Origin of the sequence: Pseudomonas poae, from assembly GCF_001439785.1 — a bacterium.
Lineage (GTDB): Bacteria > Pseudomonadota > Gammaproteobacteria > Pseudomonadales > Pseudomonadaceae > Aquipseudomonas > Aquipseudomonas poae.
Genome location: NZ_JYLI01000030.1, coordinates 29,713 through 46,079, shown reverse-complemented (window position 1 = coordinate 46,079; position 16,367 = coordinate 29,713). Strand labels below are relative to the sequence as shown.

Here is a 16,367-nt window from a genome sequence, read left to right as displayed (position 1 = left end):
AGGGCCCACGAGGCTCACCAATCAAAAGGGCGGATTATGTGGAATTCAGGCGTATCAGGGTTTGCTGGCGCGCGTGCGGGCGTTACCCCAGGGGTGGTTCGTGGCGAGACGCCGACGGTGGCGCCGGTGGTCGAGGTGACGGCGGTCAGGCGGTTGCTGAACGAACTTTTCGATGCGCAGCAGGACCGCAAAGGCCAGACTGTCAGAGAGACGCGGGACAAGCTCAATGCTGTGCGCGAGAAGATGGGCGATGAGTCTTTCAAGAGCATGCTCAACAGGCTGATCGAGGATGCGGATCGTAAATCTCTTGAGTTTCTCAAGCTATTGCTGAGGGGGATGGTTTCCCGAGGGGGATGAGGCTGGCCCTCCACCATCGAAAGCAAAAAACCGATAAACCCATTGCGCGGATTTATCGGTTTTTTCGAAGCCGGGCCGTCAGGCCCGAGATCGGCTCAGCTTATTGGCAAGCTTCGCAATCCGGCTCGTCAATCGCGCAGGCCTTTGGCACTGGCGCCGGGCCGGCAGGGGCTGCCAGCACCGAATCATCACCGTGGTTGCCGCTGGACACAGCGTTCAGCTTGCCGGTGTTGATGGTCGACTTCTCGGTGCTGGTCGCGGCCAGGGCACGGAGGTAGTACGTGGTTTTCAGGCCACGGTACCAGGCCATGCGGTAGGTCACGTCGAGCTTCTTGCCCGATGCGCCAGCGATGTACAGGTTCAGCGACTGCGCCTGGTCGATCCACTTCTGACGACGGCTGGCGGCGTCAACGATCCACTTGGTATCCACTTCGAACGCTGTCGCGTAAAGCTCTTTGAGCTCTTGCGGGATGCGCTCGATCTGCTGCACGGAACCGTCGTAGTACTTGAGGTCGTTGATCATGACCGAGTCCCACAGGCCGCGGGCTTTCAGGTCGCGAACCAGGTACGGGTTGATCACGGTGAATTCGCCCGACAGGTTCGATTTCACATACAGGTTCTGATAGGTCGGTTCGATCGACTGCGACACGCCGGTGATGTTGGCGATGGTCGCGGTCGGTGCGATGGCCATGATGTTGGAGTTGCGAATGCCTTTTTGCACACGGGCGCGTACCGGCGCCCAGTCCAGGGATTCGTTCAGGTCAACGTCGATGTACTTCTGACCACGTTGCTCGATCAGGATCTGTTGCGAGTCCAGCGGCAGGATGCCCTTGGACCACAGCGAACCCTGGAACGTCTCGTAGGCACCGCGCTCGTCGGCCAGGTCGCAGGAAGCCTGGATCGCGTAGTAGCTGACCGCTTCCATGGACTTGTCGGCGAACTCGACCGCAGCGTCCGAACCGTAAGGAATGTGCTGCAGGTACAGCGCGTCCTGGAAGCCCATGATGCCCAGACCCACTGGACGGTGCTTGAAGTTGGAGTTCTGCGCCTGTGGCACCGAGTAGTAGTTGATGTCGATTACGTTATCGAGCATGCGAACGGCGGTGTTGACGGTGCGTTCCAGCTTGGCGGTGTCCAGCTTGCCGTTGACGATGTGGTTCGGCAGGTTGATCGAGCCCAGGTTGCAAACGGCGATCTCGTCCTTGTTGGTGTTCAAGGTGATCTCGGTGCACAGGTTCGAGCTGTGGACCACGCCCACGTGCTGCTGCGGGCTGCGCAGGTTGCAAGGGTCCTTGAAGGTCAGCCATGGGTGGCCGGTTTCGAACAGCATCGACAGCATCTTGCGCCACAGGTCTTTGGCCTGGATGGTCTTGAACAGCTTGATCTTGCCAGGGTACTGGGACAGGGCTTCGTAGTACTCGTAACGCTCTTCGAAGGCCTTGCCGGTCAGGTCGTGCAGGTCTGGTACTTCGGACGGCGAGAACAGGGTCCACTGGCCGTCATCGAAGACGCGCTTCATGAACAGGTCAGGGATCCAGTTGGCGGTGTTCATGTCGTGGGTGCGACGACGGTCATCACCGGTGTTCTTGCGCAGCTCGATGAACTCTTCAATGTCCATGTGCCAGGTTTCCAGGTAGGCACACACAGCGCCTTTGCGCTTGCCACCCTGGTTGACCGCGACGGCGGTGTCGTTCACGACTTTAAGGAACGGCACAACACCCTGAGACTTGCCGTTGGTGCCCTTGATGTACGAACCCAGCGCACGCACGGGGGTCCAGTCGTTGCCCAGGCCACCAGCGAATTTGGACAGCATGGCGTTGTCGTGGATCGCGTGGTAGATGCCCGACAGGTCATCCGGCACGGTGGTCAGGTAGCAGCTCGACAGCTGTGGACGCAGGGTGCCGGCGTTGAACAGGGTCGGGGTCGACGACATGTAGTCGAAGGACGACAACAGGTTGTAGAACTCGATGGCGCGGTCTTCTTTGTGCTTCTCTTCGATCGCCAGGCCCATGGCCACGCGCATGAAGAACACCTGTGGCAGCTCGAAGCGGATGCCGTCCTTGTGGATGAAGTAACGGTCGTACAGGGTCTGCAGGCCCAGGTAGGTGAACTGCTGGTCGCGCTCGTGATTGATCGCCTTGCCGAGTTTTTCCAGGTCGAAAGTGGCCAGGATCGGGTTCAGCAATTCGAATTCGATACCCTTGGCGATGTAGGCCGGCAGGGCCTTGGCGTACAGGTCGGCCATCTCGTGATGAGTGGCGCTGTCGGCCACGCCCAGGAAACCCAGGCCTTCGGCACGCAGGGTGTCCATCAGCAGGCGCGCGGTCACGAACGAGTAGTTCGGCTCGCGTTCAACCAGGGTACGGGCGGTCATCACCAGCGCGGTGTTGACGTCGGTCAGGGCCACGCCGTCGTACAGGTTCTTCAGGGTTTCGCGCTGGATCAGCTCACCGTCGACTTCTTCCAGGCCTTCGCAGGCCTCGGTGATGATGGTGTTCAGGCGGCCCAGGTCCAGCGGTGCAAACGAACCGTCAGCCAGGGTGATGCGGATCGACGGGTGCGCTTGCACGGCGGCGTCTTCGGCCGGGGCGCGCACGGCACGCTCCTTGGCGCGCGAATCACGGTAGATGACGTAGTCGCGGGCGACTTTCTGCTCACCGGCACGCATCAGGGCCAGTTCAACCTGGTCCTGGATTTCTTCGATGTGGATGGTGCCGCCCGAGGGCATGCGACGCTTGAAGGTCGCAGTGACCTGTTCGGTCAGGCGGGCAACGGTGTCGTGGATGCGCGACGAGGCGGCAGCATTGCCGCCTTCAACTGCAAGAAACGCTTTGGTGATGGCGACGGTGATCTTGTCATCGGTGTAAGGAACGACAGTGCCATTGCGCTTGATCACGCGCAGTTGGCCAGGTGCGGTGGCGGACAGATCCAGGTTCGAATCAGCGGCCTGCGGCACGGAGCCCTGCGGGTTCTCGCGAGTTGTGTCGGTTTGCATGGGGGGGTTGTCTCCACGTTCTATATTTGATTGCGAGTGTCAGGCTTCTGCCTGCAACACCCGTACCGTTTTCCATATCGGGATGGAGAACAGCTGCCATCCGCTTAAGCGATTTGGTCTACTGAAAAAAATCGGTTGTTCTACGCTGCACACGCCATAAAAAACTTGAATCAGGGACTGCTTCTGTGGTTGGGCGGATTTGGCAAAAACCCCACATGTAGGGTCTCCCTTGCCGCCGAGCTACAAGATAATGCGTTTTGGAGGGGTTAGCAACGCAGTAACCTGTGGATAACTCGTGGGTAAAATGTGTAAGAAAGGTTCAGTGCCGGTGTAGGCCGCATTACTGCTGCATCTTACCGTTTGTCGTTGAACATTCAGCTCGCAACGCAGGCCGCGCAATTTCGAAGGGCGCGAACCCTACCATAAAAAAACGCGATCACCGAATGCACTGCCTGGCTTGTGTCAGAGGGCTGGCCCATGGCTACAATCGGCCTCACTTATGCCCCCCAAATATGACAAAGACGCTATGGCCTGCAGCTTCAAATGTGGGAAAGGGCTGGTGTCTGCCGGGAGGGCGTTTCATGACAACGAGGATCACCCGTGGAGCAAGAACCCTGGCACCTGTTGATCGTCGAGGACGATGTGCGATTGGCCGAGCTGACCCGTGAATACCTGCAAGGCAACGGCCTGCGGGTGTCGGTGGAAGGTAACGGTGCGCTGGCCGCGGCGCGCATCATTGCCGAGCAGCCGGACCTGGTGATCCTCGACCTGATGCTGCCCGGCGAGGACGGCCTGAGTATCTGCCGCAAGGTGCGCGCGCGGTATGACGGCGTGATCCTGATGCTCACCGCACGCACCGACGACATGGACCAGATACAGGGTCTGGACCTGGGCGCCGACGATTATGCGTGCAAACCGGTGCGCCCGCGCCTTTTATTGGCGCGCATCCAGGCACTGTTGCGGCGTAGCGAACCGGCAGAACCGACTATCGCCGCCCACCAGCGTCGCCTGCAGTTCGGCCCTCTGGTGGTCGACAGTGCGCTGCGCGAAGCGTGGCTGCACAACGATGCTATCGACCTCACCAGCGCCGAATTCGACCTGCTCTGGCTGCTGGTGGCGAATGCCGGGCGCATCCTGTCCCGCGAGGAAATCTTCATCGCCCTGCGCGGCATCGGCTATGACGGTCAGGACCGCTCCATCGATGTGCGCATCTCACGCATTCGCCCCAAGATCGGCGACGATCCGCTCCACCCGCGCCTGATCAAGACCATCCGCAGCAAAGGTTATTTGTTCGTCGCCGAAGCCGCTGCGGACACGCCGCTGTGAACTCGATCTTCCTGCGCATCTACGGCGGCATGTGCGCCGCACTGGTGCTGGTGGCGCTGCTCGGCGTGCTGGCCCTGCACCTGCTCAACGAAGTGCGCAGCGACCAGTACCGCGAGCGTCTGGCCCACGGCACCTTCGCGCTGATGGGCGACAACCTGCAGACCATGAACGCGATCGAGCGCCAGCGGGCTTTGGCCATGTGGGAGCGTCTGCTGGGCATCCCTCTGCAACTGCGTCCGCTGGCCGACGTCCGGCTGGACCTCGGCCAGCGCAGTCGCCTGCAGCGCGGCCAGGTACTGGTGGAGCAGACCGGCCCCCATGCCGCGCGGGTGCTGCGCCTGGTCAGCGAACAGGAGCAACGGGTGCTGACGGGCGAGGTGCAGCAGATCAGCGAGCAACTGGCCCGTGCGACGATTTACCTGCTGGCCGACGAATTGGTACGTTTCCCCGTGGCCGAGCAGCCGCAGCGCCTGGCCGACCTGAAAGAGGCCAAGGGTTTTGGCTTTGACATGCACCTGTTGACCCTTGACCAGGCGGATATGGACGACGACCAGCGCCGTCGCGTGTCGGAGGGCGATACGGTGATGGCGCTGGGCAAGGGCGGTGACGCAATCCGCGTGTTTGCCGGCATGGCTGGCACACCCTGGGTGCTGGAAATCGGCCCGTTGTATCAAATGAATCCGTATCCGGTGCAATGGCTGATTCTGATTGCGCTGGCAGGCCTGACCCTGATCGGTTTGATCGTCTATTTCCTGGTGCGCCAGCTGGAGCGGCGCCTCAAAGGCCTGGAAGCGGCGGCCACGCGGATCGCCGAGGGTGATCTGCAGGTGCGCGTACCCGCTCGCGGCGCCGATTCGGTGGGGCGCCTTGCCGCTGCCTTTAATGGTATGGCCGAGCACCTTCAGCAATTGCTCGCGATCCAGCGCGAACTGGTGCGCGCGGTGTCCCACGAGTTGCGCACGCCGGTGGCGCGCCTGCGTTTTGGCCTGGAGATGCTCGGCGACGCAGCCACGCCCGAGGCGCGGCGCAAATACCTGGACGGCATGGACGGCGATATCCAGGACCTCGATGGCCTGGTCGACGAAATGCTCACCTACGCGCGCTTGGAGCAGGGCGCACCGGCGCTGAATTTTCAACGGGTCGACCTCGATGCACTGCTCGACCAGGTGATCGGCGAGTTATCGCCACTGCGCCGCGAAGTCATCGTCAGTCGAGGTGACTGCCTGTCATCAGCACAAGGGGGCGACGCCTGGGTCGACGCCGAACCGCGCTACCTGCACCGGGCCCTGCAAAACCTGGTGAGCAATGCCATGCGCCACGCACAGGCGCACGTGCTGATCAGCTATCAAGTGGGCGAGGCGCATTGCCGTATCGATGTTGAGGACGACGGGCCGGGCATACCGCAAAGCGCCTGGGAGCGCATCTTCACGCCGTTCCTGCGCCTGGACGACAGCCGTACACGTGCTTCCGGCGGGCACGGCCTGGGCCTGTCGATCGTGCGGCGGATTATTTACTGGCATGGCGGACGGGCGTTGATCGGCAAAAGCCATAACCTGGGCGGGGCGTGTTTCAGCCTCAGTTGGCCGAGGGAGCAAGGTAGACCCTGATAGCGGTGTATCAGCCGCTGATTGCCACCAGGCTCAACAATTGTCCATCGCTCACCGCAAACTGCCCCTCCAGCTCCTTGCCAGCACACCACTCGCTGGAAAGGTCCGTCAGCAACCGCAGCCGCACGTGACCTGTGTCCGACCACGCCAGCACCTCGGCATGCTCAAAATAGAAGCGCTTTTGCACAATCGGATACAAGGCCTTGAACAGGCTTTCTTTCGCCGAAAACGTCAGGGTCACCAGTTGAGCAATCTGCTCCTGTGGCACCAGCGCCATACGCTGCAACTCATCGGCCGTCAGAATCTCCCCGGCCAGACGCTCCGCCCGCTCCAGCGTGAGCATGTTCTCTACATCCATCCCCAACCCGCGCCACTGCGCCTTGTGGCCGACAATCGCTGCCGCATGCCCGGTGCTATGGGTGATGGAGCCACTGATATGCGCAGGCCACACCGGCGCGCGGTCTTCGCCAATCGCCGGGGTGCAGTTCAGGTTATCAAGGCGTTGCAGGGCGGCGCGGGCACACACGCGACCGGCCAGGAACTCTGCCTGGCGCTTGGCTACCGAGCGCTGGATGCTCGCCGGGGGCGGCACTGCGCAGCGCTGAAAATCGCCGTTGTCCAACCGCGCCGGGTCAAAACGGGTGCTGAAGAACACTGTGCCGGGCAAGGGATCGGGCAGCGGCCAGTGGCTATCGAATGGGGTGCAACAGGTGGGTAGGGGCGTCATGCGCGGTATTCTGCCGAGTTGGCGCGCCAGTGGATAGTCCGCGGTGGTTCAGGCCAGGTTCAGAGCTTGTTCAGGGGGAGTTCAGGGGCGCGTGCGTAGTCTGCATGGGACCAGCCGTCGGGTGCTGGGCTGTGCAGGCGGGTTAGCGCCTCAGTGGCCAGTGCAACGGGATTAAAATACGCCAGCAACCCTTGCAGGGCCGCTATGATATCCCTCTGTCGGACAGTTGAATTGCCTTGGAGAGCTTTATGAAATTGCTGGTGGTGGAAGATGAGGCGCTGCTGCGCCATCACCTGTTGACCCGCCTGACCGACAGCGGGCACGTGGTCGAAGCCGTGGCCAATGCCGAAGAGGCCCTGTATCAGACCGGGCAGTTCAATCACGACCTTGCCATCATCGACCTGGGCCTGCCCGGCATGGGCGGTCTGGACTTGATCCGCAAGCTGCGCAGCGACGCCAAGACATTCCCGATTCTGATCCTCACCGCCCGCGGCAACTGGCAGGACAAGGTTGAAGGCCTGGCCTCCGGCGCCGACGACTATGTGGTCAAACCGTTCCAGTTCGAAGAGCTGGAAGCGCGCATGAACGCCTTGCTACGCCGCTCCAGCGGGTTCACCCAGTCGACCATCGTTGCCGGCCCCTTGCTGCTCGACCTCAATCGCAAGCAAGCCTCGCTCGACGAGCAACCGCTGGCGCTGACCGCCTACGAATACCGAATCCTCGAGTACCTGATGCGTCACCATCAGCAGGTGGTCGCCAAGGACCGCTTGATGGAACAACTCTACCCTGACGACGACGAGCGCGATCCGAACGTCATCGAAGTGCTGGTCGGACGCCTGCGCCGCAAGCTGGAAGGCCCGGCCGGGTTCAAGCCGATCGACACCGTGCGTGGCCTGGGCTACCTGTTCAATGAGCGCTGCCTTTGATTCGCTCGCTTCGTGTGCGCCTGATGCTGGCGGCCGCTACCCTGGCCGTGCTGTTCATGCTGGGCTTGCTGCCGGCCATGCAGGGTGCTTTCAGTCTGGCGTTGCAGGATTCCATCGAGCAGCGCCTGGCCTCGGACGTCACCACCCTGATCTCGGCGGCGCGGGTTGAAAACAACCGCCTGCTGATGCCAGCGCAGTTGCCGGACGAGCGCTTCAACCTCACCGACAGCCGGCTGCTCGGCTATATCTACGACCGCGAAGGCCATCTGGTGTGGCGCTCGCGGGCGACCCAGGAAGAAAACATCAACTACAAGCCGCGCTATGACGGGCGCGGCAATGAATTCGCGCGGATTCGCGAGGCCAATGGCCAGGAATTCTTCGTGTACGACGTGGAGGTCAAGCTGCTCGGCGGCAAGAGCGCCGCGTTCAGTATCGTCGCCCTGCAACCGGTGCGCGAATACCTGCTGACCCTCGAAGGCCTGCGCGAAAACCTCTATCTGGGCTTTGGCGCCGCGTTGCTGGTGCTGCTGACCCTGTTATGGCTGGGCCTGACCTGGGGCTTGCAAGCCCTGCGGCGGCTGAGCCAGGAACTCGACCAGATCGAGGGCGGCACCCGCGAAAGCCTCAGCGAGCAACACCCGCGTGAATTGCTGCGCCTGACCGGCTCTCTCAACCGCCTGCTGCACGGTGAGCGCGAGCAACGCGCACGCTACCGCGACTCCCTCGACGATCTGGCCCACAGCCTGAAAACCCCGTTGGCGGTGCTGCAGGGCGTGAGCGAGGACATGGCGCAGCGCCCCGCAGACCGCGATCAGGCCTGGGTGCTGCAATCGCAGATCGAGCGCATGAGCCAGCAGATCGGTTACCAGTTGCAGCGCGCCAGCCTGCGCAAAAGCGGTCTGGTGCGCCACCAGGTAAGGCTTGAGCCTGTGCTGCAAAGCCTGTGCGACACGCTGGACAAGGTGTACCGCGACAAGCGCGTGGCCGTGTCCTTCAACTTGCCGGATGAATGCTATGTGCCGATCGAGAAGGGCGCCTTGCTCGAATTGCTCGGCAACCTGCTGGAAAACGCCTACCGCCTGTGTGTGAGAGAGGTGCGTATCAGCCTGCTGGAAAGCCTCGAAGGCGCCGAGCTGTGCATCGAGGACGACGGCCCTGGCGTGCCCCCCGACCAGCGCGCGAGGATTCTGCAGCGGGGCGAACGGCTGGACCGGCAGCACCCGGGGCAGGGGATTGGCCTGGCGGTGGTCAAGGACATCATTGAAAGCTATGGCGCACGCTTGACTCTGGGCGATTCGCCATTGGGTGGCGCGGCGTTCAAGATTCATTTTCCGGCTGTTTGATCTTCATTGGCTACACTGGCTCTATCGCATGCAAGCCAGCTCCCACAGTTTGATTGGTGAATACATTCAAATGTGGGAGCTGGCTTGCCTGCGATGGCGTCATCCAACGCGCCACATCTCCCCCGTCATCTCGACAAGGCGGATATCCGCCAAATTGTAGGACGATAGAGTGCTGACCGGCGGAAATCCGCCACATTGTCCGCCCCGGAAAACCATGTCTGTCCGCCTTGATGCCTGATGTCCAAAGGCCTTACGGACGTTTGCGCAAAGTGGCACGGGGTTTGCGATCAGGATCGTAGCGCAGGCGTGTCGTACACACCTCGCAAACAACAAATCCCTCCAGTGCAGGAGGGTTCGCAATTCAAGTGTCGTGGGCAATGGCGGATATTTGCCACACGGGACGATTGAGGAACTTTGCAATGACGACTCGTCAGCCAATCTACAAATCCCTGTATTTCCAGGTGATCGTCGCAATCGTTATCGGTATTTTGCTCGGCCACTTCTACCCGCAGACCGGCGTGGCCCTCAAGCCACTGGGTGACGGCTTTATCAAGCTGATCAAAATGGTCATTGCCCCGATCATCTTCTGCACCGTTGTCAGCGGCATCGCTGGCATGCAAAGCATGAAATCGGTGGGCAAAACCGGTGGCTACGCGCTGCTGTACTTCGAAGTCGTTTCCACCATCGCCCTGCTGATCGGCCTGATCGTGGTGAACGTCGTGCAACCGGGCGCCGGCATGCACATCGACGTCGCGACCCTGGATGCGTCCAAAGTCGCCGCTTACGTCACCGCCGGTAAAGACCAGAGCATCGTCGGCTTTATTCTCAATGTGATCCCGAACACCATCGTCGGCGCGTTCGCCAACGGCGATATCCTGCAAGTGCTGATGTTCTCGGTGATCTTCGGTTTCGCCCTGCATCGCCTGGGTGCCTATGGCAAGCCGGTGCTGGACTTCATCGATCGCTTCGCACATGTGATGTTCAATATCATCAACATGATCATGAAGCTCGCGCCGCTCGGTGCCCTGGGCGCCATGGCGTTCACCATCGGTGCCTACGGCGTGGGTTCGCTGGTGCAACTGGGCCAGTTGATGATCTGCTTCTACATCACCTGCCTGCTGTTCGTGCTGGTGGTGCTGGGTGGTATCTGCCGCGCCCACGGTTTCAGCGTACTCAAGCTGATCCGCTACATCCGTGAAGAGCTGCTGATCGTGCTGGGTACGTCCTCTTCCGAGTCCGCCCTGCCACGCATGCTGATCAAGATGGAGCGTCTGGGCGCGAAGAAATCCGTGGTGGGTCTGGTGATCCCGACTGGCTACTCGTTCAACCTCGACGGTACATCCATTTACCTGACCATGGCTGCCGTGTTCATCGCCCAGGCGACTGACACTCACATGGACATCACCCACCAGATCACCCTGCTGCTGGTGCTGCTGCTGTCCTCCAAAGGCGCTGCAGGCGTGACCGGGTCGGGCTTCATCGTACTGGCTGCAACCCTGTCGGCTGTCGGCCACCTGCCGGTTGCCGGCCTGGCGCTGATCCTGGGTATCGACCGCTTCATGTCCGAAGCCCGCGCGCTGACCAACCTGGTGGGTAACGCCGTTGCCACCATCGTTGTGGCCAAGTGGGTCAAGGAATTGGACACTGACAAGCTGCAAAGCGAGCTGGCGTCCGGCGGCACCGGTATCTCGGAAACCCGCGAAGTCGACGATCTGGGTGTGGCCGAAGGCCCAACTCCAGTGGTCAAGTAAAACGCTGATGGCGTGAACTGACGCCAATCAACCCGCAAACGCCCCGACCTGTTCGGGGCGTTTGCGTTTGTGCACGCTCCCTTTTGGAATTTTTTGCTTTAGAGTCAATCGATACCTCATCAACAAACGCTCACAGGAGGATAGATGGACAGTGTGGATCTGAACGTCCTGCGTAGCGTATTGGCGTGGCGCCAGTCCGGGCATCGCGTGGTGCTGTACAGCGTGGTGCAGACATGGGGCAGCGCGCCGCGTCCACCCGGGGCGATGCTGGCCCTGCGTGGCGATGGCGTGGTGATAGGTTCGGTGTCTGGCGGTTGCATCGAAGATGACCTGATCGCGCGCCTGCAGGATGGCCGCCTGGCCGATGACGGCCCGCCGGTGCAGATGGTGACCTATGGCGTTACCCGCGACGAGGCGGCGCGCTTTGGCCTGCCATGCGGCGGCACCCTGCGCCTCACCGAGGAGCGAGTGGTCGAGTGGGCGTGGGTCGCGCAGCTATTGGCGCGTTGTGAGGATCACCAGATCGTCGCCCGCGAGCTGAACCTGGCCACGGGTGAGGTGACGCTCAGCGACGCCAGCAAGAGCGATGTGGTGAGCGTTGACGACCAGCGTCTGCGGGCCATCTACGGTCCGCGCTGGCGGCTGTTGCTGATCGGTGCCGGGCAGCTGTCGCGGTACGTGGCGGAGATGGCGCGGCTGCTGGATTTCGAAGTGCTGATCTGCGACCCGCGCGAGGAATTTGTCTACGGCTGGGAAGAGCAGCACGGTCGCTTTGTGCCGGGCATGCCGGACGAAGCGGTGCTCAATATCCAGACCGACGAACGCACGGCGATCGTCTGCCTGACCCATGACCCTCGCTTGGACGACATGGCCTTGCTGACTGCCTTGAATTCCAGTGCGTTCTATATCGGCGCGCTGGGCTCGCGGGTCAACAGCCAGAAACGCCGGGAAAACCTCGCGGAGCTGGGCCTGTCGAATGATGCCATTGCGCGTTTGCATGGGCCGATCGGCTTGCACATCGGCAGTCACACCCCGGCGGAAATTGCGCTGTCGCTGATGGCGGAAATCGTCGCGATCAAGAATGGCGTGGCGCCGATGCAGAAGAAACCGCTGGCGGCGGTGGCTGAGTGATGCCGACCGCGATTGTGCTGGCAGCGGGGCAGGGCAGTCGCTTCCTCGCCGAAACGGGTCAGGATAAATTGCTGGCCCGATGTGTCGGCCGGGACGGCATAACGCGGCCGGTGATCGAACATGTTTTGCTGAACTTGCCTGAGCGTGTCGTCTCGCGGCTGTTGGTGACGTCGCCGGACCGTACAGAGGTTATCCGATTGGCCAAGGCGTATGGCTGCGAGGTTTTGCTGCTGCAATCGGCGGGTATGGGCGACAGCATCGCGGCGGCGGTTGCCGGCAGTGCGTCTGCCGATGGCTGGCTGGTGGTGCTGGGGGATATGCCGTTTGTCCAGTCCGCGACGATTGAGCGTGTGATTGCTGATCTGGAAAGTATCAATGTGCCGGTGCACGCTGGGCAGCGTGGGCATCCGGTTGCATTCGGTCGCGCATTTGGCCCTTCGTTAATGGCGCTGACGGGGGATCGCGGCGCAAAGCCTTTGTTTGCTCGGGCTGTTGTGAAGCAAGTGGTAGTGGATGATGCCGGCGTACTCTGGGATGTGGATGTGCCGCAAGGGCTGAGTTTCAACGCAGACTAAAACGAGGGAGGCTCCATTACCTCTTCGACGTAGCGCTGGCGCGCAGCAAACTGGGGAGCCTCCGTTCAGTTAAGCAAAATGTGTGGGCTTATTGTGGCGAGCGGGCTTGCCCCGCGTTGGGGTGCGAAGCGCCCCCACTCCAGCAAAACGCGGTGTACCTGATACGGCCCAGTGCCTGGTTTTGGGGCTGCTGCGCAGCCCAACGCAGGACAAGCCTGCTCGCCACAGGGATGTGGCTGCCTGAAATTTCGACCTTTTTAGTTGATAAGCGTCTGCTGGTTAAGGCTTTTGGACAGACAAAAAAAGCCCCGCCTGATCACTCAGGCGGGGCTTTTCAGTGGCTGATGGAATCAGACGAGAGGTTTAGGCTCGTGCTCTTCTTCCATTGCCTTTGAAGCCTGGGCAGCGGCGGCTGCCTCGGCTTCCTTGCGGCGGCGACGCACTTCACGTGGGTCGTTCGGCGCACGGCCGTTTTCAGTCAGGGCGCTGGCAGGAGCAGCTTCAACCGCAGGGGCTGCCACTTCAGCTTCCACCGGCGCTTCAACCACTGGCGCAGGCTCGATGACCGGGGTTGGTTCAACCACCGGAGCAGGTTCAGCAGCGACGACCTCGGCAACCGGGGCTGGCGCTTCTTCCACTACCGGGGCTGGCGCTTCAACCACAGCGGCCGGTTCGGCAGTCCACTGGAAGGCGGTCTGTTCTTCACGAACTTCACGAACTTCACGAACTGCCGGGGCCGCTTCTTCGAAAACCGGTGCTTCGACAGTCGGCGTCTCAACCGTCGCTTCAACCACGGGCTGAGGTTCGACCACTGGCGCAGGCTCTACGGCAACCACTTCGGTCTGCGGCTGGGCGTCGCGCTCCAGTGCAACTTCCACTTCCGGAACCGCGGGGGGTTCGATCGGGGTGGTCGCTTCGACGACTGGCGCTTCAACCACGGCGGTTTCGGCGACAGGCGCCTCTGCAGCAGGGGTCTCTTCAACAGCAGCGGTGGCACGTTCAGCCTGCTCGTGAGCCTGGGCTTCAGCCGGTGCACTGATGACCGAACTGGCCACGGCAGCGGTAACAGCCAGGCCTGCGGCCAGTTCGTTGCCTGTCGCTTCGTTATTGGCGCTTTCGGTGTTTTCGCCGGTCTCTTCCGAGCCTTCGATCACATTGCCGTTGGCATCACGCTGACGCTCACGGCGGTTGCTGCGACGACGCTGGCCACGGGAGCGGCGACGTGGACGATCGCCTTCGGCGTTGTCCTGGCCATCTTCCTGCAGTTGCTCTTCGCCGGTCAGCACTTCTTCTTCACTGCTGGCTTCAGCGTGCTCGGCACGTGGCTGACGCTCTTCACGCGGCTGGCGCGGTTGGCGCTCTTCACGTGGGGCGCGTTCTTCACGCGGCTGGCGAGCCGGGCGCTCTTCGGTGCTGGCGGCAGCGACGGCTGCAACGGCTGGCGAGGCGTCCAGTGGCTCGCGCAGTTCACGTACACGCTCTTCACGCTCGCCACGCGGCTTGCGATCTTCGCGCGGTGCACGCGCGGTACGAGGTGCGCGCTCTTCGCGGGGGGCACGCTCTTCACGGGCTACGGTCGGGGTGTCCTCACGGGCTTCGCGCGGAGCACGCTCTTCACGTGGCGCGCGTTCTTCACGCGGGGCACGTTCTTCACGTGGTTTGCGTTCTTCGTCGCGACGGCCGTTGCGGTTACGGCTCTGCTGACGGCCGTTACGGCGTTCTTCATTGCGCGCAGGGCGCTCGGCAGCTGGCTTTTCAGCCACAACCGGCGCAGCCGGCTCTTCCTTGGTGGCGAACAGGCTGACCAACGACTTCACCAGGCCCTTGAACAGGCTTGGCTCAGGCAGGGCGGCCGGTGCGGCAACCGGTGCAGCGGCTTCAACCGGAACGGGTGCATTGGCGCGTGCCGGGGCGGTCTTGACGGCCGCTTCCTGGCGCACCAGGGTGCGGGTCGCAGCGGCTGGCTGGACTTCTTCCACTTCAGCGGCAGCCGCAGCGATTTCGTAGCTGGACTGGTTGGTGTGGGCTTCCGGGCTGTCATCACGCAGGCGCTGCACTTCGAAGTGCGGCGTCTCAAGGTGATCGTTCGGCAGGATGACGATACGGGCACGGGTGCGCAGTTCGATCTTGGTGATCGAGTTGCGTTTTTCGTTGAGCAGGAACGCCGCCACAGGGATCGGCACTTGTGCGCGAACTTCGGCGGTGCGGTCTTTCAGGGCTTCTTCTTCGATCAGGCGCAGGATCGCCAGGGACAGCGATTCAACGTCACGGATGATGCCGGTGCCGTTGCAGCGCGGGCAGACGATGCCGCTGCTCTCGCCCAGGGAGGGACGCAGGCGCTGACGGGACATTTCCAGCAGGCCGAAGCGCGAGATGCGGCCCACTTGTACGCGGGCACGGTCGGCTTCCAGGCACTCGCGGACTTTCTCTTCCACGGCGCGCTGGTTCTTGGCCGGGGTCATGTCGATGAAGTCGATCACGATCAGGCCGCCGATGTCACGCAGGCGCAGCTGGCGGGCGATTTCTTCAGCCGCTTCCAGGTTGGTCTGCAGGGCGGTTTCTTCGATGTCGCTGCCTTTGGTTGCACGCGCCGAGTTGATGTCGATGGACACCAGAGCTTCGGTCGGGTCGATCACGATGGAGCCGCCGGAAGGCAGTTCGACCACGCGCTGGAAGGCGGTCTCGATCTGGCTTTCGATCTGGAAACGGTTGAACAGCGGAACGCTGTCTTCGTACAGCTTGATCTTGCTGGCGTACTGCGGCATCACCTGGCGGATGAAGGTCAGGGCTTCGTCCTGGGCTTCAACGCTGTCGATCAGCACTTCGCCGATGTCCTGGCGCAGGTAATCGCGGATGGCGCGGATGATCACGTTGCTTTCCTGGTAGATCAGGAACGGCGCGGAGCGATCCAGCGAGGCTTCTTTGATGGCGGTCCACAGTTGCAGCAGGTAGTCGAGGTCCCACTGCATTTCTTCGCTGCTGCGGCCAAGACCGGCGGTGCGCACGATCAGGCCCATGTCGGCAGGAGCGATCAGGCCGTTGAGCGCTTCACGCAGTTCGTTGCGTTCTTCGCCTTCGATGCGACGGGAGATGCCGCCGGCACGCGGGTTGTTCGGCATCAGCACGAGGTAACGGCCGGCCAGGGAGATGAAAGTGGTCAGGGCGGCGCCCTTGTTGCCACGTTCTTCTTTCTCGACCTGAACGATGACTTCCTGGCCTTCGCTCAGGACGTCCTTGATGTTTACGCGGCCTTCGGGGGCTTTCTTGAAGTATTCGCGGGAGATTTCTTTGAGGGGCAGGAAGCCGTGGCGCTCGGAGCCGAAATCGACAAAGGCAGCCTCGAGGCTGGGTTCGATGCGAGTAATACGGCCTTTATAGATGTTGGCCTTCTTTTGCTCGCGCGCACCGGATTCGATGTCCAGGTCGTAGAGGCGCTGGCCATCTACCAGTGCAACACGCAACTCTTCGGGTTGAGTTGCGTTAATCAGCATTCTTTTCATGTTGTACCGTCGGTTTCCGGGCTGCCGGAAACGGCGTTCGGCACACACGACTTCTCACGGTCGGTGTCAGGTGCGTCAAGAGTGGTTGGCCACTCCAGTGTCCAGCAATACCTGCCAATTGGGCGAGCA

General features: G+C 61.9%; 11 protein-coding genes. 8 read left to right on the top strand and 3 right to left on the bottom strand.

Features of this window, described 5'->3' with window-relative positions; translation table 11 throughout:
• The first annotated feature begins 36 nt into the window (after positions 1-36).
• A complete protein-coding gene (locus tag TU75_RS25060) occupies positions 37-357 on the top strand; it encodes a hypothetical protein (protein WP_169794367.1) in 321 nt (106 codons plus the stop codon).
• A 100-nt stretch (positions 358-457) separates the two neighbouring features.
• Here the strand turns inward: TU75_RS25060 and TU75_RS25055 are convergent, their stop codons facing one another.
• Positions 458-3,352 (bottom strand): ribonucleoside-diphosphate reductase subunit alpha, encoded by a 2,895-nt coding sequence (locus TU75_RS25055; protein WP_003233496.1) that lies wholly within the window; start codon positions 3,350-3,352, stop codon positions 458-460.
• 600 nt (positions 3,353-3,952) lie between these two features.
• Between TU75_RS25055 and TU75_RS25050 the strand changes: the two genes are divergently transcribed.
• Positions 3,953-4,678 carry a winged helix-turn-helix domain-containing protein gene (locus tag TU75_RS25050; RefSeq protein WP_060550470.1) on the top strand — a complete coding sequence of 242 codons (726 nt, stop codon included), beginning with the start codon at positions 3,953-3,955 and terminating at the stop codon, positions 4,676-4,678.
• The gene (locus TU75_RS25045) at positions 4,675-6,285 is read left to right on the top strand and encodes an ATP-binding protein (RefSeq protein ID WP_015372766.1); all 1,611 of its coding nucleotides are present in this window, start codon (positions 4,675-4,677) and stop codon (positions 6,283-6,285) included. Before TU75_RS25050 ends, TU75_RS25045 begins: the two co-directional genes overlap by 4 nt.
• A gap of 10 nt (positions 6,286-6,295) precedes the next feature.
• Here the strand turns inward: TU75_RS25045 and TU75_RS25040 are convergent, their stop codons facing one another.
• Entirely contained in the window at positions 6,296-7,012 is a 717-nt protein-coding gene (locus tag TU75_RS25040; protein WP_060550469.1) for a 4'-phosphopantetheinyl transferase family protein, read from the bottom strand.
• A gap of 248 nt (positions 7,013-7,260) precedes the next feature.
• Between TU75_RS25040 and TU75_RS25035 the strand changes: the two genes are divergently transcribed.
• The 5 genes from TU75_RS25035 to TU75_RS25015 all read left to right on the top strand — a co-directional run bounded on the left by TU75_RS25035 (position 7,261) and on the right by TU75_RS25015 (position 12,738).
• Positions 7,261-7,938 carry a response regulator gene (locus TU75_RS25035; RefSeq protein ID WP_003233491.1) on the top strand — a complete coding sequence of 226 codons (678 nt, stop codon included), beginning with the start codon at positions 7,261-7,263 and terminating at the stop codon, positions 7,936-7,938.
• Positions 7,935-9,281: an ATP-binding protein gene (locus TU75_RS25030; RefSeq protein ID WP_003233490.1), complete on the top strand. Its 1,347-nt coding sequence runs from the start codon at positions 7,935-7,937 to the stop codon at positions 9,279-9,281. The genes TU75_RS25035 and TU75_RS25030 overlap by 4 nt, the downstream gene beginning before the upstream one ends.
• 419 nt (positions 9,282-9,700) lie before the next feature.
• Positions 9,701-11,032 carry a dicarboxylate/amino acid:cation symporter gene (locus tag TU75_RS25025; RefSeq protein ID WP_003233489.1) on the top strand — a complete coding sequence of 444 codons (1,332 nt, stop codon included), beginning with the start codon at positions 9,701-9,703 and terminating at the stop codon, positions 11,030-11,032.
• Positions 11,033-11,176: 144 nt separating this feature from the next.
• Positions 11,177-12,163, top strand: coding sequence for an XdhC family protein (locus TU75_RS25020; protein WP_060550468.1), 987 nt, complete (start codon positions 11,177-11,179; stop codon positions 12,161-12,163).
• A complete protein-coding gene (locus TU75_RS25015; protein ID WP_141719119.1) occupies positions 12,160-12,738 on the top strand; it encodes a nucleotidyltransferase family protein in 579 nt (192 codons plus the stop codon). Before TU75_RS25020 ends, TU75_RS25015 begins: the two co-directional genes overlap by 4 nt.
• A gap of 350 nt (positions 12,739-13,088) precedes the next feature.
• On the opposite strand, the gene rne is transcribed toward TU75_RS25015, so the two are convergent.
• A complete protein-coding gene (gene rne / locus TU75_RS25010; protein WP_428838910.1) occupies positions 13,089-16,238 on the bottom strand; it encodes a ribonuclease E in 3,150 nt (1,049 codons plus the stop codon).
• Positions 16,239-16,367 lie beyond the last annotated feature (129 nt).